At 58.0% G+C, this 20,561-nt stretch carries 27 protein-coding genes; all 27 read left to right on the forward strand.

The features are described 5' to 3' along the window. The first annotated feature begins 10 nt into the window (after positions 1 to 10). The 27 genes from ACM6IQ_RS09690 (at position 11) to ACM6IQ_RS09820 (ending at position 20,500) form a co-directional block, all read left to right on the forward strand. On the forward strand, positions 11 to 418 hold the full coding sequence (locus ACM6IQ_RS09690) for a hypothetical protein (RefSeq protein WP_017337477.1): 408 nt from the start codon (positions 11 to 13) through the stop codon (positions 416 to 418). After that, positions 415 to 1,701, forward strand: coding sequence for a type III secretion system ATPase SctN (gene sctN, locus ACM6IQ_RS09695; RefSeq protein ID WP_414878612.1), 1,287 nt, complete (start codon positions 415 to 417; stop codon positions 1,699 to 1,701). Before ACM6IQ_RS09690 ends, sctN begins: the two co-directional genes overlap by 4 nt. Then, entirely contained in the window at positions 1,685 to 2,140 is a 456-nt protein-coding gene (locus tag ACM6IQ_RS09700; protein WP_414878613.1) for a type III secretion protein, read from the forward strand. Before sctN ends, ACM6IQ_RS09700 begins: the two co-directional genes overlap by 17 nt. Further along, on the forward strand, positions 2,137 to 2,985 hold the full coding sequence (locus ACM6IQ_RS09705; protein ID WP_414878614.1) for a hypothetical protein: 849 nt from the start codon (positions 2,137 to 2,139) through the stop codon (positions 2,983 to 2,985). The genes ACM6IQ_RS09700 and ACM6IQ_RS09705 overlap by 4 nt, the downstream gene beginning before the upstream one ends. Then, entirely contained in the window at positions 2,982 to 3,905 is a 924-nt protein-coding gene (locus tag ACM6IQ_RS09710; RefSeq protein WP_414878615.1) for a FliM/FliN family flagellar motor switch protein, read from the forward strand. The genes ACM6IQ_RS09705 and ACM6IQ_RS09710 overlap by 4 nt, the downstream gene beginning before the upstream one ends. Next, on the forward strand, positions 3,902 to 4,564 hold the full coding sequence (locus ACM6IQ_RS09715) for an EscR/YscR/HrcR family type III secretion system export apparatus protein (RefSeq protein WP_414878616.1): 663 nt from the start codon (positions 3,902 to 3,904) through the stop codon (positions 4,562 to 4,564). The genes ACM6IQ_RS09710 and ACM6IQ_RS09715 overlap by 4 nt, the downstream gene beginning before the upstream one ends. 10 nt (positions 4,565 to 4,574) lie before the next feature. Further along, positions 4,575 to 4,829 (forward strand): EscS/YscS/HrcS family type III secretion system export apparatus protein, encoded by a 255-nt coding sequence (locus ACM6IQ_RS09720; RefSeq protein ID WP_017337483.1) that lies wholly within the window; start codon positions 4,575 to 4,577, stop codon positions 4,827 to 4,829. 4 nt (positions 4,830 to 4,833) lie between these two features. Next, positions 4,834 to 5,640: a type III secretion system export apparatus subunit SctT gene (gene sctT, locus ACM6IQ_RS09725; RefSeq protein WP_414878979.1), complete on the forward strand. Its 807-nt coding sequence runs from the start codon at positions 4,834 to 4,836 to the stop codon at positions 5,638 to 5,640. Next, positions 5,615 to 6,649, forward strand: a complete 1,035-nt coding sequence (locus ACM6IQ_RS09730) for an EscU/YscU/HrcU family type III secretion system export apparatus switch protein (RefSeq protein ID WP_017337485.1) — start codon at positions 5,615 to 5,617, stop codon at positions 6,647 to 6,649. Before sctT ends, ACM6IQ_RS09730 begins: the two co-directional genes overlap by 26 nt. A 118-nt stretch (positions 6,650 to 6,767) precedes the next feature. Then, positions 6,768 to 7,250 carry a type III secretion system translocator chaperone SicA gene (sicA, locus tag ACM6IQ_RS09735; RefSeq protein WP_017337486.1) on the forward strand — a complete coding sequence of 161 codons (483 nt, stop codon included), beginning with the start codon at positions 6,768 to 6,770 and terminating at the stop codon, positions 7,248 to 7,250. A 2-nt stretch (positions 7,251 to 7,252) separates the two neighbouring features. Continuing rightward, positions 7,253 to 9,016, forward strand: coding sequence for a type III secretion system translocon subunit SctE (gene sctE / locus ACM6IQ_RS09740; protein WP_414878617.1), 1,764 nt, complete (start codon positions 7,253 to 7,255; stop codon positions 9,014 to 9,016). Positions 9,017 to 9,040: 24 nt separating this feature from the next. Further along, positions 9,041 to 10,108, forward strand: coding sequence for a cell invasion protein (locus ACM6IQ_RS09745; RefSeq protein ID WP_414878618.1), 1,068 nt, complete (start codon positions 9,041 to 9,043; stop codon positions 10,106 to 10,108). A 14-nt stretch (positions 10,109 to 10,122) separates the two neighbouring features. After that, positions 10,123 to 11,211: an IpaD/SipD/SspD family type III secretion system needle tip protein gene (locus ACM6IQ_RS09750; RefSeq protein WP_017337489.1), complete on the forward strand. Its 1,089-nt coding sequence runs from the start codon at positions 10,123 to 10,125 to the stop codon at positions 11,209 to 11,211. A gap of 76 nt (positions 11,212 to 11,287) precedes the next feature. Continuing rightward, positions 11,288 to 11,581, forward strand: coding sequence for an acyl carrier protein (locus ACM6IQ_RS09755; protein WP_414878619.1), 294 nt, complete (start codon positions 11,288 to 11,290; stop codon positions 11,579 to 11,581). Between the two features lie 47 nt (positions 11,582 to 11,628). Next, entirely contained in the window at positions 11,629 to 12,027 is a 399-nt protein-coding gene (locus ACM6IQ_RS09760) for a hypothetical protein (RefSeq protein WP_144425231.1), read from the forward strand. Positions 12,028 to 12,041: 14 nt separating this feature from the next. Continuing rightward, on the forward strand, positions 12,042 to 12,428 hold the full coding sequence (locus tag ACM6IQ_RS09765) for a class I SAM-dependent methyltransferase (RefSeq protein ID WP_144425232.1): 387 nt from the start codon (positions 12,042 to 12,044) through the stop codon (positions 12,426 to 12,428). Next, complete coding sequence (locus tag ACM6IQ_RS09770) at positions 12,407 to 12,628, forward strand: hypothetical protein (RefSeq protein ID WP_144425233.1); 222 nt, start codon at positions 12,407 to 12,409, stop codon at positions 12,626 to 12,628. The genes ACM6IQ_RS09765 and ACM6IQ_RS09770 overlap by 22 nt, the downstream gene beginning before the upstream one ends. Before the next feature lie 413 nt (positions 12,629 to 13,041). After that, complete coding sequence (locus tag ACM6IQ_RS09775) at positions 13,042 to 14,280, forward strand: winged helix-turn-helix domain-containing protein (RefSeq protein ID WP_414878620.1); 1,239 nt, start codon at positions 13,042 to 13,044, stop codon at positions 14,278 to 14,280. After that, on the forward strand, positions 14,277 to 14,768 hold the full coding sequence (locus ACM6IQ_RS09780; protein ID WP_414878621.1) for a transglycosylase SLT domain-containing protein: 492 nt from the start codon (positions 14,277 to 14,279) through the stop codon (positions 14,766 to 14,768). The genes ACM6IQ_RS09775 and ACM6IQ_RS09780 overlap by 4 nt, the downstream gene beginning before the upstream one ends. Positions 14,769 to 14,886: 118 nt before the next feature. Continuing rightward, positions 14,887 to 16,053: a PrgH/EprH family type III secretion apparatus protein gene (locus ACM6IQ_RS09785; protein WP_414878622.1), complete on the forward strand. Its 1,167-nt coding sequence runs from the start codon at positions 14,887 to 14,889 to the stop codon at positions 16,051 to 16,053. Positions 16,054 to 16,069: 16 nt separating this feature from the next. Further along, positions 16,070 to 16,330 (forward strand): type III secretion system needle filament subunit SctF, encoded by a 261-nt coding sequence (gene sctF / locus ACM6IQ_RS09790; RefSeq protein ID WP_017337497.1) that lies wholly within the window; start codon positions 16,070 to 16,072, stop codon positions 16,328 to 16,330. A gap of 57 nt (positions 16,331 to 16,387) precedes the next feature. Then, a complete protein-coding gene (sctI, locus tag ACM6IQ_RS09795) occupies positions 16,388 to 16,696 on the forward strand; it encodes a type III secretion system inner rod subunit SctI (protein WP_017337498.1) in 309 nt (102 codons plus the stop codon). Beyond that, positions 16,693 to 17,415 carry an EscJ/YscJ/HrcJ family type III secretion inner membrane ring protein gene (locus tag ACM6IQ_RS09800; protein ID WP_414878623.1) on the forward strand — a complete coding sequence of 241 codons (723 nt, stop codon included), beginning with the start codon at positions 16,693 to 16,695 and terminating at the stop codon, positions 17,413 to 17,415. The genes sctI and ACM6IQ_RS09800 overlap by 4 nt, the downstream gene beginning before the upstream one ends. Beyond that, a complete protein-coding gene (locus ACM6IQ_RS09805) occupies positions 17,399 to 17,968 on the forward strand; it encodes a secretion system protein (protein WP_414878624.1) in 570 nt (189 codons plus the stop codon). The genes ACM6IQ_RS09800 and ACM6IQ_RS09805 overlap by 17 nt, the downstream gene beginning before the upstream one ends. Next, complete coding sequence (locus tag ACM6IQ_RS09810; RefSeq protein ID WP_414878625.1) at positions 17,940 to 18,626, forward strand: oxygen-regulated invasion protein OrgB; 687 nt, start codon at positions 17,940 to 17,942, stop codon at positions 18,624 to 18,626. The genes ACM6IQ_RS09805 and ACM6IQ_RS09810 overlap by 29 nt, the downstream gene beginning before the upstream one ends. Then, positions 18,623 to 19,069 carry a hypothetical protein gene (locus ACM6IQ_RS09815; protein ID WP_017337502.1) on the forward strand — a complete coding sequence of 149 codons (447 nt, stop codon included), beginning with the start codon at positions 18,623 to 18,625 and terminating at the stop codon, positions 19,067 to 19,069. The genes ACM6IQ_RS09810 and ACM6IQ_RS09815 overlap by 4 nt, the downstream gene beginning before the upstream one ends. Positions 19,070 to 19,114: 45 nt before the next feature. Continuing rightward, complete coding sequence (locus ACM6IQ_RS09820; protein ID WP_414878626.1) at positions 19,115 to 20,500, forward strand: hypothetical protein; 1,386 nt, start codon at positions 19,115 to 19,117, stop codon at positions 20,498 to 20,500. Positions 20,501 to 20,561 lie beyond the last annotated feature (61 nt).

Genomic DNA, 20,561 nt, shown 5'->3' on the forward strand with positions numbered 1-20,561 from the left:
AACCCTGTAAATGAGACCGATCGATATTGCTGACCTGCTGCGTGAAGCACTGCGACACAGCGGCTGCATGGACAGCCAGATAGGGCACTTCGACAGCCACAGCACCATTGAAATGCAGATGAAAAACCTGCCCGATGTCAGCGTGGCCGTGGTGGAAGGCGATGTGTGGATCTGGGCCGCCGTCGCGCAGGCGACCCCCGGCGTCATGAACCATTGCGCCTTCGAATTGATGCAGTTCTTGCTGGAAGGCAATGCTTTTTCTCGCACCGGCCAACTGCACCTGTGCGAAGTCCAGGGGCAGCTCGAACTGCGCTTGATGGCCAATGACCACGCCCTGGGGGACGCCGAGCGTTTCGCGCAGGCCCTGGATGCTTTTGTGCAGTCGATTGAAACGCTGTGCGAACTGTTGCGCCGATGAGCATCCGGCTGGAACGGCAGGCCGCCCATCCCTTGCGCTTGAGCGGTCCTTTGATCGAAGCGGCGCTGGACGATGTGGTGGTCGGCGAGGTCTGCGAAGTGCGTCGTCATTGGCGTTCGCCGCTCGTGGCGGCCCGGGCGCAAGTCATCGGCTTCAAACCCGGCGCCGTACTGCTCAGTTTGCTCGGCGACGCCAAAGGATTGTCCAGACAGTCGATGATTGTCCCGACGGGTTCGACATTGCGCCTGAGTTGCAGCGATGCCTTGCTGGGCAGCGTGGTCGATCCCCAGGGCAATATCGTCGAGCGACTGGCACCGTCGACAGCCTTCGAGCCGCAGGATTATCCGGTGGATGCCGACCCGCCGTCGTACCACCAGCGTCGGCCGGTAGCAGAACCGCTGAGCACCGGAGTCCGCGTTATCGATGGCTTGTTGACCTGCGGTGTCGGTCAGCGCATCGGTATTTTTGCCGCGGCCGGGTCCGGCAAAACAACCTTGATCAATATGCTGATCAGCCACACCGATGCGGACGTTTTCGTCATTGGCCTGATCGGCGAACGCGGGCGTGAAGTGACCGAGTTCATTGAACATCTGCGCCAATCCACGAAGCGATCACGTTGCGTGGTGGTGTTTGCCACATCGGATTTTTCCTCGGTGGACCGCTGCAATTCAGCGTTGCAGGCGACAGCCATCGCCGAATATTTCCGCGATCAGGGCCAGCGTGTGGTGCTGTTGCTGGACTCGTTGACCCGTTACGCCCGTGCTCGCCGCGACCTGGCCCTGGCCGCGGGTGAAGCGCCGGCCCGGCGCGGCTATCCGGCGTCGGTGTTCGATGCGCTGCCACGTTTGCTGGAGCGGCCCGGCGTGACGGCTTCCGGGAGTATTACCGCCTGGTACACGGTCCTGCTCGAGAGTGACGATGAACCGGACCCGATCGCCGAAGAGATTCGCTCCATTCTCGACGGCCACATTTACCTCAGTCGTGCCCTGGCGGCCAAAGGTCATTACCCGGCGATCGATGTCTTGCGCAGTGTCAGCCGCGTGGCGACGCAAGTCACCAGCGCGCAGGTGCAACAACTGGCGGCGTCGACCCGTGAAACCCTGACGCGCCTGGAGCAGTTGCAGATTTTCCTCGACATGGGCGAATACACCCAGGGCGCCGATGCCGCCAACGACCAGGCCTTGCAGCGTCGCGAAGCCTTGACTCACTGGCTGCGTCAGCCGACGGACGAATGTTGCGAGCCTGACGAAACCCTGCGGAGCCTCAATGAACTCATTGCCTGACCGGCGCCGCCTGTTGGTGTTCAGCCAGTTCCGTCAGCAACGCGGTGAACAGGCCGTGCTGCGCACCCAACAACAGTTGCAGCCGCTGCGGGGGGAACTCGCCGGTTTCGAGGGGCAAGAGGTCTCGCTGCAAAACCTGCTGGCCAGCCATCGTGCCACCGATTGCGTTCTGGATCATGGGCAGTTGCTGGCGTTGCTGCGAACCCAGGCGGTCATCCGGCGGCAGATTGATCTGGTACGCCTTGAGCGCGACCGCGTGGACGGGCAGTGCAGGCAGATCGAGCTGTCGTTGCAAGCGCAACGCGAGCAACTGCGTGGCCTGCAGCGTAAACACGACACATACCAACGGTCGGTGCAGCAACTGGTGCGCGCGCAACGGCTGGAGCAGGTGCGCCGGGAAGAACGGGAGACAGAAGAGATGACTGGAGTAAAGCGATGAAGGGGGTTTCTACGGTTTCACCAGGACCGGCGCCAACGCTGGAACCTGCTACCGAGGGTTCTGCAGATGAACTGCGCGACACACTTGTACCGGCGCAAGAAGATGAGCTGCCGCAAGGTGTGCAGGATTTGCTTGCAACGCTGATTGTGCGTCATCGGCCTGTCATGGAGGCTGGCCGCAAAGGGGCCGGGCATTCGTTGATCTCCGCCCAGGGGGTCCCGGAGCTGATGTCTCATCCGCAACCGGTCCGGTTCTCCGGCCAGCCAGTCCAACCTTCGTTGAAACAACGAATGGAGGTTGTTGCCCCGGCCTTCGACAGGGTGGCCATGCCTGCGCAAGGGATTCCAGGGCGCATTGACGTGAACCCACATTCGTCGAGTACGGCTGAATCGCTGCCGGTCGAGCGGACAGCCACCGCCAGTACCCCGGCAACACTCGCCGCCGACGCGCCACCGCCCGAAGCACTGATGAACTTTCACACCGTGCGGCATGCACCTGCGGCCGCAGCGGTTTCCATCCCCTTGCCCCCAATGCCTATGCCCAAGCCAGCCCTCGACATGATGATCGAAACGCTGCCCGGTTCCAGCCGTGGCCTGCTGCAGGTGCCCTTCAACAAAGGCGCCGCCAGCGGGCAAGTGACGATTTCCCGATTACCCGACGAGCCCACTCAGAACTTGCTGCTCAGCCCGAGCAACACCCTGGTCTTCGAACAACTCAAGGCACCTTTTGAACTGGCTCGGGATCCCGGCTGGCGGTTGACCGACGACGGTGGCGAGCAGCAGCACCAAGGCTCCCATCACTCGCCGGATGAAGAGCAGACGGAGCAGCAGGAATTTCCAGCATGAGAGCGCTGACGTTGCGCCGGGTCGACGCAACGGCGCACGCCCGTACGCAAGCAGTTCAACGCTGGTGCGATGCCGGTCATGGTGCCGGCGTGGGCAGACCGGACCTATTGCCCGGCTACTTGCGGTTTTGCGCTCGCAGCAAGGAAGGGGACTGGCATGGCCTGATCCTGGCCCGCGACTGGCTGGATCAAGCATTACCGCAGTTGCGCTCATTGTTGATCGTCGAGTGCCCGCCGGCGAGCATCGTCGAGTTGTTCCGGGCTGTGCCGCGACCGCTGCCCATGGTGGACGAGCTGTCTTATCAAGCGTTGGTCGATCTCGAACTGATCGACGCCCCGGCCGAACTGCCAGCGCACGATTTGCTTTGGCTCGACACGGCTCATGGGCGCGTGTGGTTGACGCAGTTGCCACCGACACAGGCGTCCCGTCGCTCGCCTGGACCGTGGTCATGGCTGGCTGATTTGCCGCTTCGCCTGCAACTGCTGCTGGGCTTCAGCCACCTGCGTCCAGTGCGGCTGGGGCAGGGCGACGTCCTGCGCATCACCCACCGGACAGACCAATGCCTGTTGGCCGATCAACGCATCGGTGTGTTCACGTTCACTGAAGAGGGATTACACATGCAATCGACGGTTGCCGATTCAAATCAACAGACGGATGGCCCAGCCGATGCGGACATCGAACTGGGTGCTTTGCCGGTGCGCCTGGAATTCCTGCTCGCCGCTCATGAGATCGACCTGGGGACGTTGTCACAGATCATCGATGGCCAGCTCATTCCGCTGGCGGCCGATGCCGCCCGGCACATCGAGGTTCGCGCCAATGGCAAGCGCGTGGCCCGTGGGGAACTGGTGCAGCTGGACGATCAGTTGGGTGTGGAGTTGCTCGAAGTCTATCGGAACGACTTATCGGAACAGCGGCGATGAATGATGTCTCGCTGATTGCGCTGCTGGCGTTCGCTTCACTGCTGCCGTTCCTGGTAGCCGCCGGTACCTGTTACATCAAGTTTTCCATCGTGTTTGTCATCGTGCGCAACGCGCTGGGATTGCAGCAGGTGCCGTCGAACATGGCCCTCAACGCGATCGCCTTGATGCTGGCGATTTTCGTGATGACGCCGGTCATGAAGCAGGGTTACGGCTACTACAAGGAAGAAGCGGTGGCCTTCACCGACATCGAGTCGGTGGTGAACTTTGCCGAGAACGGTCTGGGTGGCTACAAGGATTACCTGCGCAAATACACTGACCCCGAACTGGCCCTGTTCTTCGAGCGTGCACAAGCGGTCCAGAGTAGTGATGCCGAGGTGGAGCTGCCCGCTGATGAACAACTCACACCTTCACTGTTTTCGCTGTTGCCGGCCTATGCGCTGAGTGAAATCAAAAGCGCATTCAAGATCGGTTTTTATCTCTATCTGCCGTTTGTGATCGTCGATCTGGTGATCTCCAGCATCCTCCTGGCGCTGGGCATGATGATGATGAGTCCGGTGATCATTTCGGTGCCGATCAAACTGGTGTTGTTTGTCGCGCTGGATGGCTGGGCGTTGCTGTCGACCGGTCTGGTCAAGCAATACCTGACGTTGCTGGCATAGGGGAATAGACATGAACGATCTGGTCTATGCCGGCAATAAAACCCTGTACCTGATTCTGTTGATGGTGGCCTGGCCGATCATTGTCGCCACGGTGGTCGGCCTGGTGGTGGGGTTGATTCAGACCGTGACCCAGTTGCAGGAGCAGACACTGCCGTTCGGATTCAAGTTGATGGCGGTGGCGGCGTGCCTGTTTCTGCTCTCGGGCTGGTATGGCGAAACCCTGCTCGATTTCAGCCGTGAAGTCATCCGTCTGGCATTGGGTTAGACCGATGTCGGTGACGCTGTTTTTCGATCTGTACGCGCTGTTCGCGGCGGCGGTCCTGGGGGTTGCACGGCTGGCGCCGATTTTTTTCATGTTGCCGTTTCTCAACAGCGGCGTGCTGACCGGGGCACCGCGCCAGGCTGTCATCGTGCTGGTGGCGTTGGGGTTCTGGACCTCTGTCGGCGAGCCGCTGCCGCGCCTCGACGGGTTGGCATTCTTAGGCTTGTTGCTGCGCGAGGCCGGCATTGGCGTACTGCTGGGCTGCCTGCTGTGCTGGCCGTTCTGGGTGTTGCACGCCATGGGTAACCTGATCGATAACCAGCGCGGGGCAATGCTCAGCAGTACGGTGGACCCGGCCAACGGCGTCGATACGTCGGAGCTGGCGAATTTTCTCCAGTTATTCGCCGCCGCGGTTTATCTCGAAGGTGGCGGCATGCTGTTGATGCTCGAAACCGTCGGCCACAGTTATCGCATTTGTACGCCGGCAAACGGCTGTGAGATGCACCTGCCAGCCGTGCTGAGTCTGCTGGATGCGCTGGTGAGCAAAACCCTGGTGATCAGCGCGCCGGTGGTGGCGACGCTGCTGGTCAGCGAAGCGCTCCTTGGATTGCTCTCGCGTTATGCACCGCAAATGAATGCATTCTCGGTGTCGCTGACGGTCAAGAGCCTGGTGGCGCTGGTGGTGCTGATGCTGTACTTCGGCGTGCACTTGCCCGACGAAGTCCTGCGCATGGGGAGCAAGTCCCAGGCACTGGAGCACTATCTGACTGGCGACGGGGAGGGTGGCGATGTCGTCCAGCGCCTCGAAGACTGAGAAGCCCACCCCGAAGAAACTGCGGGATGCGTCGCGCAAGGGGCAAACGTTCAAGGCCAAGGATCTGGTCGTCACCTGCCTGACCCTGTGCGGCATCACCTACATGGTGTTCAACAGCTCGTTGCTTGAGGTCATGGAAGTCTACCGGCGCATCATCGCCAGCGACTTTGATGCCGACCTGCAAAAGTACTCGGCGATGTTGGTGGTGGTCGGGCTCAAGGCACTGCTGCCGCTGCTGTTGGTGTGTGTCTTGACCAGCGCGTTGCCGGCGTTGCTGCAAAGCGGTTTTGCCCTGGCCAGCGAAGCCTTGAAGCTGAATCTCGGGGCGCTGAACCCGATCAATGGCTTCAAAAAACTGTTCAGCCTGCGCACGGTCAAGGACACGGTCAAAGCGCTGTTGTACCTGGGCAGCTTTGCCCTGGCGCTGTGGATTGTCTGGGTCACCCAGCGGCAATTGCTGTTTGCCCAATTGTTTGCCCAGGCCCCGGAGCTGTTCGCGATCTGGGGGCACTTGCTGCTGGTGCTGGTGTTGGCGTTTCTGGGCTGCGTGCTGTTGATCGTGGTGCTCGATGCGCTCAGCGAGTACTGGCTGTTCATGAAAGACCAGATGATGGACAAGGACTCGGTCAAGCGCGAACACAAGGAGCAGGACGGCAATCCCGAAATCAAGGGTCGCCGGCGTGACCTGCACCGGGAGTTGCTGTCGGAGCAGGTCAAGTCCGATGTGCGCAGCTCGCGGATGATCATCGCCAACCCCACCCACATTGCCATCGGCGTGTATTTCCGTCCGGAAATCACCGTGCTGCCGTTCATCTCCCTGATGGAAACCAACCAGCGCGCCCTGGCCGTTCGAGCGTATGCCAAAGAGGTCGGGGTACCAGTGATCAACGACATCGCCCTGGCCCGGCGGATCTTCAAGACCCACCAGCGCTACAGCTTCCTCCAGGTGCAGGAAGTCGAGGAAGTCCTGCGCCTGTTGATCTGGCTCGAGCAGGTGGAGCAGGCCTGATCCCCCCTTTCTTTATCCATCCCATCGTTGGCATGAGCGCAATTTGGCAGCGGGTCTGCCAGCGCTTTGGCTCAATGCGTTCGTCAGCGGCGCTGACGTTTTTTCAGGAGTGTGGCCGATGAGTCGCAACAACCAACAAGACGAGCAAATCGCTCTGGAAATCGTGGATGCCGTGCTCGCGGGGGCGCCGTTAAAGGACGTGCAGGGCCTCAGCGACGAGCACATGGATGGTCTTTATGCCTTTGCTTACCAGTTTTATGAGCAAGGCCGGCTGGACGATGCCGAGAAGTTCTTTCACTTCCTGTGCATCTACGACTTTTACAACAGCCAGTACTGGATGGGATTGGCGGCGGTGTACCAGCTCAAGCAAAACCATCAGAAAGCAATCGACCTGTACGCCATCGCCTTCGCCCAGGGCAAGAACGATTACCGACCGATGTTCTACAGCGGTCAGTGCCAGCTTGCCCTGGGCAAGATCGGCAAGGCCAGGTTGTGTTTCGGGTACGTACTGGAGCAGGCCACGGAAGAGGACCTGCGCAAACAGGCACAGGTGTATCTCGACACCTTGGCTCACATTGAAATGGACTGTTCGGAGGACTGAACATGAGTGAAATCAGAAGTACATTCAACCCGGCTTATGCCGGAGGGCTCAGCCGTACCGAAGCCTTTGAGATCTACGGCAAAGCCGCCAGCCAGGCAGCCAGAACGGTGGATTTTCAGAAGGCTGGCCAGGACGCGCTGGCCGGTTTGATGTCGGTGAATTACGACGGCGAGCACGGTAAATCCACAGCCACCCCGGGGCGTCCACAGTTGCATCTGCCACTGGCCCGCACGAGTGGCAAAGAGTCGGAAGGCGATTTGTTCACGCTGCTGATGGCGATGATCAGCGAGCTGATTGGCGAGGTCGACGTCAACAAGCTGAAAAACCGTTTGGCGATGTTGCAGAGCATGGCCGGTGCCAAACAACAGGGTCATGAAAAACTGGCGTCTGAATATGCTGAGGCCGTCGCGGCTCTGGAAGCCGCCGAGGGCGCAATTGGCGGCAGTCAGGAACAGCTCGAGAAATTGCGCGAGCGGGTTCAGCAACTCCAGGGCTTGCTGGACGAAAGCGAGGCGCGTCTGGCGAAGCTGGACCCCGAATCACCCGAGTATGCGAGTGAGTTGGCGCGTCGCGACCAGCTCAAAGGCGAGTTGGCGACTCATACCCAGACCTTTGAAAAAGCCACCGATGCCCATCTGAAATTGATCGAAACCGCCAACGCCGCCGCAAAAGTCCTCGCGATCGTGACCGCAAAAGTCCTCGAGGCAGGCGTCGGCGGACCTCAGGTTAAACAATCGGATGAAAAGGCGCTGAGCAGCAGCGCACTGGCCCTGCTGAACCGCTTGAAGATCATCGAGTTGCTCGGCGAGTCGGCGCAGAACAAGGAGGAGCTCAATCAGGAGCTGTTTCTGGAATTGCAGGCCAAGTTGCAGGAGAAAATGCAACTCGAGTCGGAAAAGTACCTGGAAGAAGTGCGTAAAGCCGAAGCGTTGCAGAGGACCATGGGCTGCATCGGCAAGATCGTTGGCGCCTTGGTGGCCTTCGCCACCATCGCCGCCGGCGTTCTGACCGTCAACCCTGTCCTTATCGCGGTAGGTGTGATCGGGGCCGCGGTCATGATTGCCGACGAGGTGGTCAAGGAACTCACGGGCGTGTCGTTCATGGCCGAGGCGATGAAGCCGCTGATGACGGTGATGCAGGAAGCCATCCAGTTCTTTACCGACCTCTACACCAAAGCGCTCGTGGCGTTTGGTGTCGATTCCGAAACGGCGAAGGAAATCGCGCAAATCGCCGGAATGATCGCGGGCATCGCCGCCACCATTGCTGCCATCGCATTGGCCGCCATCGTCGGGGTTCAGGTAGTCGGGCCGATGATCGGCGCAGTCGCTTCGAGACTGGCATCCGTGGTGGCGCAGGCCGCTCCCGCAGCAGTGCAGGCAATGAAACAGGTGGCTTCCTCGGTCGGCAACACGCTGACTCAGATGCTGACCCAATTACGCAGTTTAGTTACCAAAGGCGCAGATGCCGTATCCCTGGCCCGTTACACCTCCAATCTCGAAATCGCTCAAGCCCTCACCGAGTTTGGCGGCGTGGCAGCCCAGGGCGTGCTGGGAGTCCGAAGCGGCGTGCATCAGGCCCAGGCGGCCGAACACCTGGCGGACGTGAAGGTGCGCATGGCAATCAGCGAAGAAATTACCTCCTACCTCACTCGGCTGGTCGAAGACTACGGCAAGGCGATGCAAGACCGGACCCGGCATATCGAACATGTTTTTGCCGATATGCAACGCAGTCACTCCGTCAGCCTGCAAATGGTCAGACACGTCTGAACCCACTCATAAAAGGTATTTGTCATGACCACGATCAACAACACCGGGGTGGTGTTTTCACGCCCAATGATTAGCCAGCAAGATGCGCTTCTTACTCAGAAAAGACCCGACGCGCTCAAAGAGCTTTCCCTTAGTAATGCGCTCACTGACAAGCAGATTCTTAATGACTCTTTGACCCGGACTCCTTTAACGGTGGAGCTCCAGAGCGCTATTGACGCCTACCAGATCGGGGAATCCGACTGGCAGGATTTTGCCGCAACCGCACTGATGCTCAACGATGAGGTCCGCGAAGATTTGGTGTTTGACCCAGGTGCCTGGGAGAAACACGCCAACGTGCTGGTCGCCGCGATCATCGCGTTGAACATCGCGCGGGTCGCCAATGCCCAACTGCGCGGGCATTTCAGTGTGATGGCCGCTGATGCCGCCAAGTCCCAGGGCGCCGCCATCATGGAATCCGGCAAGGCCGCCATGTACAGCGCCATTACGGCAGCAGTCGTCTCCGGTGCCATCGCCGGGTTTGCCATGGCCAAGACCTTTCAGGGGCAAGGGCTCAAGCATACGGATATCGACCTGCATAAGCGCAGTTCCCTGGACGCCGGCAACATCGAACGTGACCTTAAACATGATCGCAGTCGCGGTGACTGGAACCCGGAAACGACCTACAAGATCAAGGTGTTCGATGACTTCGGCCGGACGAAATCGGTGGATTTCAAACCTCAGGGTTCGACCCTGACACCCAAGGAGCAGGCATGGTTCGACGGTGAAATTCTCAAGGCGCAAAAGGTTGGCCAGACGTCGGACTGGCTCAGCCAGATGGGCAGCAAAGGCATTGAGAAGAAACTTGATATCGGCCGCGCGCTAAACGCCATTTCGATGGGCATGAGTCAGATGGTCTCCAGCATGGTTCGCATGGCCGAGCATGCGGCGCGGGAGAAAGAGGTATTGCAACAAAGTGCGCAAAACACGCAGAAGAGCTTGAGCGATGAAATTGGGCAGAAAGACTCGGCGGATGCGGCGCTGTTGCAAAAGCTCATGGATATCGTGATGCAGCTGTTTCAATCGCGGATTGAAGTCATTGGCAAAATGGCCTGAGTAGGGACGAAAATATGAGAATTTCCGATTTCACACCGCCAGCGGCTAATCTGTCGGTCGATTTCAATGTTGTGACCAACGCACCTTTACCAACTGAAATGCCCCTCGAGGCTCAGGCCGCTTTTTCCCTCGCGCAATTGCTGGAGCGTTCGGCAAAGGTATTGAATCGCAATCTTGAAAATATGCTCAAGTGCCAACCGGCCGCCAAAAAAATGGTTGAGAACCTGTTGGCTGGCGGAGCGGCGCAAACCCTCATCGCGGAGTTTGGCGAGCGGGTTCAAACGAAAGACCTTCGCTGGCAAATGTGGGCACAGTATTTACCCCAATATGGTGCGGTGATGACGCATTGCCGGGAAACCCTGCCGATGGAACAGCGTCAGCGCCTTGATGCTGCGCAGGAAACTATCTTGCTCGGCCTGGGAGCAGGACAACCGCTGCCAACGCAAATCGACGAGAAGTTCAGTCAGAGTGTCAGTTCGTCTGATGATTTCTTCGACAAACTGCTCGAATTGATCGACCTGATCAAGAACGGCTACCTGGCCGGTTATGAACATATCATCAAGGCTTACTCGGACTTCTTTGCCGATTTCAACAAAGACATTACCGCAATGATGAAGGAGTGGATTGAAGGCACGAATGACGGGAAGGAAGTCGAAATAAACGCGGGCGCGATCAGGATCGCTTTGCAGAAGCTGATTGAAAAGTACTCACCTCCGAATCCGACGGCAGTATTGTTCCCGGCCCCAGGCATGGGCGGTGCTACAAAGGAGGAAGCAGAAAAATGGCTTAAAGCGTTAGGCTTGCCGGCCTCCTGCCTCCACCAGAACAATGACGGTACGTACAGCGTGGTCATGGACCTTAGCCCGTTGATCACCATGAGGGACAGTCTGCCACCTGACGTTTACGAGATTATTTGGGACACCGCCAAATTCCAGGCCTGGCAAACCGGCTTCAATGCCCAGGAAGAACGCATGAAAAACATGCTGCAATCCTTCACCCAGAAGTACTCCAACGCCAACTCCTATCATGACAACTTCAACAAGACGTTGTCTGCTCATCTTAGTCAGTATGCGGACATGCTTAAGGCGATGTTGAATTTCTGATCTAAGAAGTTTTTACGAAATACGTGGTTTTAAATGTTTATAACAGACGCGGTTTCGAACCTGTCAGGTCGGAGCTGTGTCTGTTGTTCTGTGGTTTCGATTGATAGCGGTGATCAGGATGCGGAGTAGTGATCTTGAAATTGAATGTCAGGTAGTAAAAACCTTGTCGGATTATCTTTCGGTGGGCCACGGGGCAATCAAAACCAGTTCGCGGTTGGTGGAGGATTTGTATTTCGATTCCATGAGTATTATCGAGGTTGTCATGATGCTTAATGAAACATTTGGCGTCGAATTACCTGCCGTCGCGGTGTCCGAATGGAACACGGTCGCGGATATTCGAAATTCGGTGATACGTGTAAGGGGCGTATGATGCCGGGTGGTGCGGGCTTCTTATTTTTAAGTTTGACAGGCGTTTAAATGATTAATGGTGTTGGCGGAAGTTCTCACGTTCTAGCGGTGTCTAATATGCATTTGGCTGGCGCTGTTTTGCATGAGGTATTGCCATCGTATGAAAGACTGGATGTTCGAAGTGAATATTTTCTGGGTGATTTTTTAAGTCTTCACGGTGCACAGATCGGTAGGGATAGCGATGTTAGAGAAATGATGACCTATCATTCAGATAATAGTGATTGGTCCATTACTCCAGCGTGTAAAGAACAGTTGATGAGTGCGCTGATGGACCTTGTGCCTGAAGGCGGCAGTCAGGTGCATAATCGTGTTTTTCTTGATGCGATACGCGATTGGTATCAGGGTTTGGATAGTGCAAGTAAAGTCGATAATTACACAGCGGCTAAAGATCACTTGGGATCACAATAGCAAGGTCGTTTCACTTGTTCAAAGCGAAATGTCTCGGCAGATTATCTGGTCAGGATGAGGGTAATCCACTTTCAGATGGTAAGGGCTTCGATTGTGCAATGTACCAGCACTCGCTGCATCATTTCCCCAGTGCGGAAATTCAGCAGGAAAGTCTGGCACGAATTTCCGAACTTCTAAATGATGGAGGCGTACTGACAATAACAGAACATAACAGCGTTTTAGGCGGGCATGAGCTTGACTTGATGCATATGGTGCTGCAAGTGTATGTGGAACTTCATCAGAATCCGGATATTTCAAGCTCGGAGTTGGAGGCTGTATTCAATGAGTTTGTTGAAAAAGAAACGCCCGCTAATTTTTCTCCCAAACAAGACTTGTCGATATGGCGCAAAAAGTCGGGCTGACGCCGAGCAGCGTAACTGCGGTGGGAGAAAAGGCTGACCGAACTTACTCGATGACTTTCGTTAAAGACGGAGGGCTGCGCCTGGATCGCGATCGTTCATTCGAAGCGCTTGTTGATCCGGATTCATTAAAGGCCGGTATGAAAAAGTTTGAGACATCTTCTATGTTTAGTGGGAGTCGATCTTTGGATGGGATGTTTTAACCTGTAGTCAGTGGCTGTGTGTAAACCGAGCTGATTGAATGTGTTATGGCGAATGCCTGGTTTGGAGCCAAGGCTTTTCAATCTGCAGTGCTCACGGCACTGCAGATTTTTTGTGTGGCAAGGCTGTTTTGTGACTTTGAGTGGTGCGATTTTCCAAAGACTTTTATTGTAGAAATGGGCCTACATGCTTAGTCGTATATTCCTCTTTTGTCTGTGGCGTTTTCCTACGGAATTGTCTCTACCAACTTTCTATAGTCGCGCAGCTTTCATCTTCAAGCCGGTTCAATAACGGCTTGATCGCGCTTCAGTACCTTTCTATAGAGAAGTCTCCGAGTATGGACAGTGCCACTGATCAATCGCCATTCAGGTCGTTCGTTTTCGACCGTTGGCTACTGCAAAGCGATGGAACGCTGATGCGAGACGGACATGGAGTTCACGTCCCCCCCAAAGAGCTGAACGTACTGCGCCTGCTGCTCGGTTCGGCCGGCACAGTGATCAGCAAGGATTATTTGCTCGACATGGTATGGCCCGATGCCGATGCCGCCGAGGAATCGTTGACTCGCTGCATTTATGCCTTGCGCAAGCTGCTCAAGGAGAACAAGGATTTCATTGCGACGGTGTATGGCCAGGGTTACCGATTCACTTGTCCGGCTGTCGAACTCGACGGGCCGAGCCAGGCGAGAACGTCAGCACCCTCGCTGGCCGTTTTGCCTTTTCGCCATCTGCACGAGTCAGCCGCACTGGATTTGCAGGACGCAATGACCCGCCAGTTGTCCATGGCATTCGGCGATGCGCTGCACGTCATCCCCTCAGGTTTGATGGCTGCTTATGGCCAGTCGACCGACGCCCGTTATCTGGTCGAGCGTTTGAAGCCTGACTTTTACCTCAGCGGTCGTTGCACGCTCCGGGATGACCCGTCGCAATGGTCAATCGAGTTGATCCGTAGCAGCGATCATGTGCTGCTTCATGGACAGAGCGTGGGCGGAGGGGACCTGGGGGAGGGGCTCGGTGCATTGACCTGTCTTGTTGCCCAGCGCCTACCGGGACTGCGTCCTTCTGAAAGGGGCTGTGCTTCCTATCCGGCCCTGGTCGCCTATCTCAATGGTTTGTGCAATGTGGAGCGGCACACGCCACAAAGCCTGCGCGATGCGCTGGTGCAGTTTCGATACAGCCTGCAACTGGATGACCGTTATGCCCCTGTCTGGCGTGGCGTGGCCGATGTCTGGCTGGGCCAGGCGATGCTCGGGTTATGTGAGCAGGGGCATGCGCTGGATGAAGCTCATCTGGCAATTTCCAGGGCGTTGCCGCTGGACCCGGGGAGTACGCAAACCATCGCGCGGCTAGCCCTGCTGACCAGCCTTCGCGGATGCGAGGAGGCTGCGCAGGTGCTTTTTCAGCGCTGCCTGTCGAGCGCCGATCAGGCTGATGTTCATTACTTTCACGCCTGGCATCACTGGTATTGGCAGCGCCATGATCTGGCGATTCAAAGCATCGACAAGTGTCTGCGCCACGACGCGAACTGCATGCGGGCGCAGATTTTGCGGGTACGTATCGCCCTTGTCGGTGATCCCCAGGAAGCCGTGATGATGCATCGCGCAATGCAAGACAACCGGCAAGCCGCGTCGTTTGACAGCGGCAGGCGGTTGGCATGATCCGCTGGGGCACTGGCGGCCTTCTGATGCTGATGTCTCTGGGTGCGGTTCCGGCGCATGCCTATTGTTGGGTCTCGGCGGGGCAGCAACATGCCATCGAGCCCGAGCTGCTTCAGGCCATTGCCGACGTGGAGTCGGGACAAATGGCGGACGCGATGAATTACAACAAGAATGGCACCCGCGATATCGGGCTGATGCAAATCAACAGCAGTCATCTGCACCGACTGAGCGCACAGGGCATTACCGAGCAGCGTCTGTTGGATGAGCCTTGTCTGTCGGTCGAAGTCGGGGCGTCGGTGCTGGCCGGTTTTGTATCACTTTATGGCTACAACTGGACGGCCGTGGGGGCCTATAACGCCGGCAATGCTCCGGGTCGGCAGGCAGCCCGTTTGCGTTATGCGCGCAAGGTCTGGCAACGCTACCAGACCTTGATGCCAAACACGCTTGCGCAGCCGCAGGACCTACTGGAGAAAACCCCGCGGCATTAGCCCGGTCCATTCGGGTGGGATTCTGATCCCGCCCGGGGCCGTTCGGCAGAATTCGATCAGGAACTTCCCGGGCAGCGCTTCTAGGATGGGTTTTCATTCACTGCCTGGAACGTGATCGGTGACAGAACTGTCAGCCCCCCCTCTACAGCCCTGTGTTCTGCGGATCCTCAACGGCCCGCTTCAGGGGTGCGAATTCCCGCTTGGTGAGCCTCGAACGCTGTTCATTGTCGCACCGCTCGATTTGTTGGGCCGAGAAGCTCATTCAATCAGCGTTCCCGAGGATGCCATCTTCATTCCCTTGGACGCGGGCGGCTGCAATTTCGAGGTGCTGCTGGCAGACGGCGGGCAGGGCGGTGTGACCTTGCGACTGCTCAACGAGCACGGAGAAACCCGGCAGTGCGAATTCCAGCATCTGGAGCAGATCGGTGACTTGCAGGTGGCCTTGCGCGGTGAAGACCAAGGCTGGGCACCTGAACTCCTCGGCAAACAGCCCCTTTCTTTGACCGAAACGACTGCCCGCCACTGGCCGCAGCCAACCCTCGTCAAATGGGGCGGCGCAGGGTTGGCCCTCGTGCTGCTGATCACTTCGTTAGGCTTTTGGTCTGTGCCCGAGCCGGCGCCCGAAACCGATGTTCGCAGCCTGATTGGCGGCGCCAGTGCCGAGGTCGACGTGGTGCAGGGGCGGGACAAAACGGTTTACGTGTTTGTCGCTTCCGAGCGGGACGCCGGTTGGAGCCGGCAGGTGTTGATGCGCAACAACGGGGTGTCCGGCAAGGTGTTGGTGATCGATCAGGAGCGCCGTCGGCTGGAGAAACTGCTGGTCGACCACGACCCGCAACTGGCCTGGCATTCCCTCGACCTCAAGGACCCCGCGGTGCCTCGGCTGCTGCTCAGTGCCCAGCGCAATCTGCTCACGCCGCAAATGCAGGCGCAACTGCTCGACGTCTTGCTCAAGGCCGCGCCCTACGCTCGGGAAGTCACGGTTCAGGTCCAGGACGACAACCTGCTGGCAGACCTGGCCGAACAAGGGTTGCGTCGCCTTTCTCTGGTGTTCGACCGCGTCGGGCACGACGACAGTGTCACGTTCGCCATCGAAGGCGATTTGCAGGATTCCGAGTTGGCTGCGGCTCGCCAATACGTCGACGGCTTTTATCGGCAGTGGGGTGATCGCTACGTGAACTTCGCTGTCGCGCTCAAGGATGACTCGCTCAAGGGCAAGTCGTTTCAAACCGGCCCTCAGGGCTACATCAAGATGACGTCGTCGTCTTGGCATTTTCCCAAGTAAATCTAGAAGGTGACACATGTCTGGTATCGATTTCCCAATCGACTTTCACGATGATTTTCTCGGACGTCAGGCCGAAGCGTTCGAAAACGGTGCAGCAGGGCTCAAGACTGCTTTGGACAAGGCACTGGAGGATCTCAAGCTGGATGCGTCAGATCCCGGGAAGCTGGCGGCTTACCAGACCGCATTCTCCTCCTACACCGTATTCCGAAACGCCCAGACCAACACGATCAAGGGCTTCAAGGACATCGACATGGCGATCATCCAGGCCGCTCGCTGATTCCATTCCTTTTGACTGGCCATCGTTGTTCGGTGGCCATTTTCATGAGTGCACTGCATGTCTATTCAAAGCATTTCCCGTTCGTTCATTGAGCCCACGGCCGTTACTGAACTGCGAAGTCTGCAGGAGGGCCCGATCGTTTCCCTTGAAAATCGACTGATCGACGCGTTCGCCGGTGCAGCGGTCAACAGCGGCCAGGACGTGTCGTCGATCAATCAACTGATGCAGCGCCCTGATATCACCAGCCCCGAAGTATTGGCGCAGCTGCAGGAGCAAATGGGGCAATACAACGTCGACATCAATTTGCTCAACGTGTTGGTCCGTAAGGCTGTGAGCACCGCCGAAACGTTGTTGCGCGCGTCATGAGGGCGGGTGCGTTGCTGATGTTCCTGTGTCTGGCGTTGGTCGGCTGCCGGCAGCCGAGTCTGCTGGAAGGGCTCGATCAACAGCAGGCCAACGAAGTGCTTTCAGTCCTGCAACGCAACAACATCGCGGCGACGAAAGTCGACGCCGGCAAAACCGGGTACGCGGTGAAAATCAACCCGGTCGATTTCTCCGCCGCTGTCGATTTGCTCAACCTCTATTCGCTGCCGTCCAGGCCACGACTGCAAGTGGCGGAGATGTTTCCCAGCGATTCGCTGGTCGCTTCCCCCAGGGCTGAAAAGGCACGGCTTTACTCGGCGCTGGAACAGCGAATCGAACAGTCCCTGGGTCTGCTCGAAGGTGTGGTGTCGGCGCGGGTCCATGTCAGTTATGACCTGGATGCCGGTGAAGGCGGACGCAAGGCCGGGCCCATTCACCTGGCGGCCGTGGCCATTCATGAGCGAGACATCGAGCCACAGTTGCTGATTACCGACATCAAGCGCTTTCTCAAAAACAGTTTCGCCGCCGTCGAGTACGCAAACATCTCGGTGGTGTTGTCACAGCGCTCGCCCACGCAGCACGTCGCGCCGTCGATGTCAGCAACGCAAAGTGATTCGCGCCCGGTCTGGCTGCTGGCGTCGTTGGCGGCGGTGCTGTTGGCAGGTTGCGCAGGGTTAGGTTATCGACTGTTGAAAGGGGCGCCGCGTGACGTCGTGCGCTGAACGCCTGCGGCGGATTCTTGCGGCGCCGCTGGATTATGTGCACCCGCAGCGGTTGAGCATACCGATGGGGTTTGACAGCCCCGATGCTCGGCGCGTGCTCAACCGGATGCTTCTGGAAGGGCTTGGCGAGCAAGGACCATGGCCCCCGATGCCGCTGACGGCCGTCGCACAGCAGTGGATCCGGCAGTGGCGACAATTGCCTTACATCGCGTGCCTGATGGGTGCCTGGCGACTGTGTCCACAGCTCGCGCGAGGCGGTGCATTGCAGCAGTTGCCGATGCCGTTACGTCAATTCGCCAATTGCAGACCGGGGCCTCGCGCCAGCGTGCCGCTTGAGTCGTCATCGGAACCGTTGAAGCAGGTTGAAGCGGCGGGCTTCAACGCGCTGTCGGGTTTGTCCGGGTTCCTGCCGCCGCTGCTGCTCGAGCGGCTGGCGTTGCAATTCTCTCCACACGTGGTCGGCCTGCACACCCAGTGGCCGGCGACAGAAGCCGATCCGGCTCTTTTCTTTCTGGCGGTGCAGCATGCTCGACTCCATCCGAATCCTGACTGATGTGCCGGCATCGAGTGATGCCCTCGTGGCTCGCGCAGACCTCGACGCGGCGCGCCAGCGGCGCTCATTACAGCAACAGGCGCAACGCCGGGCCCGTGAATGCGTCGAGCAGGCTCAATCTGAAGCCCAGGCCATTCGTGCCCAGGCGTTTCAGGAGGGTTATGCAAATGGCATTCTGCGCGCCGCCGAAAACCTGGCGAACGGTTTGCTCGAGTCGCAGACGCTCGGGCTGCAGTTGCGCAAGGATCTGGCTCAGGCCGCGCGTCAGTTACTGCAAGAATTGCTGACGCGCGTTGAATGGCTGGATGAAATGCTCGAGCGCTGGCTGACGGAGCGGTCCGACACCGGGGCGCCGCTGCAGGTGGTGCTGCCTGCGCGCTGCAAACCTCAAGGTCAGGCGCTGCGGCTGCGCTTGCAAGGACTTTGGCCTGGCGCACTGGTGCTCGACTATCAACCCGAGGAGCGTTACGTGTTCCGTCTGTCCGATCAATTGCTTGAGTTTGATATCGAATCGGTCTGCCAACGACTGGAGCCACAGTTGTTGGCCCGACTGGGAAATCTGCCCGAGTCGGTGCGATGTCTCGATCAGGCCTCGATGACGCGATTGGGTGAGCTGTGTTTAGGTTTCGGTACGAATCCTGTCGGAGGTGTGGAATGAAGATTGAAACGGTGATGAACACTCATCGGCTTGAGCAGATGTCTGCGGTCGTGCCGCTTGACTCACGCCTGTTGCAGGCGTCCGGCATAGCGCCCGATGTCAACGGCAGCAAGCGACCCGGCCCGGACCCCGAATTCGATGAGTTGTATCAGCGGCTATTGGCAATGGAGGGGCAGGGGGAAAAGGCCATCTACGAGTTCCTGCGTTCGCTGCGTGGCACGGACGGAGTCACACCGGCGTATCCAAGTGCGAAGGCGTTGATGGCTGTGACGCTGCAATTATTGGTTCGCTTGAAAGACGACGGGTTGGAAAAAACACAGCTCTATAAGGAGATCAAAGGCGCCAACGGTATGGCCTTCAGCATGAATGTGTTTGTCATGAGTTACACACGCGATGTGTTCCAGCCGATGGGCGACGATGCATGGGAAAAGAGCGAGTGGTGAGGCAGGGAAAACAACCCGCATAACAATAAAAGAGAGGATACAAGGATGACATTGATTGCTGGCTCGGCAGTAAGGGGTACTGCATTACCAGGCTTAACTCTCACATCGGCAGGTAATCCGACGCCGCGTAACGAGTCGGTGGCGCTTGATCCATCAGCACTCGTTGCATCGTCGCGTTTTTCAGCACTCGCATTGGGGACGCCCAGGCAAGTGGCTGCTGGCATGCAGCGGGTGAATCGTGAAGTGACCCTTCAGATGGAGGAATGCTATAGGCCATTGGGTGAGACAGAACGGATTGTGGTTGGGCGGGTCAACGCATTCATTGAGCGTGGGCATCTGCCCGAGGAACTTGTCGATGAGTCACTGTTTGCACGGGTAATTGAGTTGAATGCTGCAGATACCGGGCAAACCCATGAAAGTCGAATGCAAACCGTGCTTCAGGCGGGCATGGAGTGGCTGGACGCGGTCAAGGGGCCCGGACTCAATCTACTCAATGTCGCTGGTCGTACAGGATTGATCGTTGCGTTGACGGTGGTGCTGCGCCAGGTCGTTGCCTACCACGTCGAACAATCTCTGCGCGAAGGCGATTCACCTGAGGCCGGCCGAGCGTGGGCAATGGTCGCAATGACAATGATCGGCCCGGCGCTGACCTTGATCGGAGCGATTCGAAATGAGTGTGACGGTACGGCAAATCTATCGTCGCGCCTGGGGCGTGTGTGCATGGCCAGCATCACGATGGGTGCCCTGATTGCGGCGCACCTCACAGGCGCGTCTGACAAGTTGCTTCCGGCGGTCGTCGGCGGGTCGATTTATACAGTGGCCAGAGGCTTGGCCAATGTTTTCATTCCATTACAGGACAATGCCGGCTCCGCCAACGCGGCAACCACCGGCGTAGCGACCGCAGCTTATGGCGCGGCGCAGTTTTTTCTGGCAGAACTGGGGCAGCTGGCACCGCTGAGTGGTGCGGCCCGAGCCACGGCAGAGCTTGGTTACAGTCTGGGCGCGGATGCTATCCAGGGCGTGCTCAATGGCTTCGGCATTGTTGTGGACGACGTCATTTCCATTCTTTGCAAAAGTTCGCACGTGTTATCTCCAGACCCTGGGTGGGACTCGGTGTTTTCCGATCCGGAAGCTTTGCGGCAAATGGTCCTGGAGGTCCGAGCGGAGGTCCGGCGACCGACCCGGACGCAGTTGGCGGATGCGCTGCTTGATATCGGGGCGTTACGTCTTTCGGCGGGGCACGCCATCGCTTTGGTCATGGGCGCGGTAGCGTCGTTGCTGAGCAGTTGCAGGGTCGATGACGGTGACCAGGGCCATATCATGAGCGGCTGTCTCGCTCTGATGGCGATGATTATTTACTTTCCGCTGGTCTTTGGCAGTGCCAAACGCACCGATAACACCTACGCACTGCAGGAGACGGTGGTTCCTTGAGCCCGGGCAAAGAGATCGCCTGTGCCGGTCAACCCCGGCTATAATCGCCGCCACTTTTCAT

Origin of the sequence: Pseudomonas sp. IT-P100, from assembly GCF_949767185.1 — a bacterium.
Lineage (GTDB): Bacteria > Pseudomonadota > Gammaproteobacteria > Pseudomonadales > Pseudomonadaceae > Aquipseudomonas > Aquipseudomonas fluorescens_B.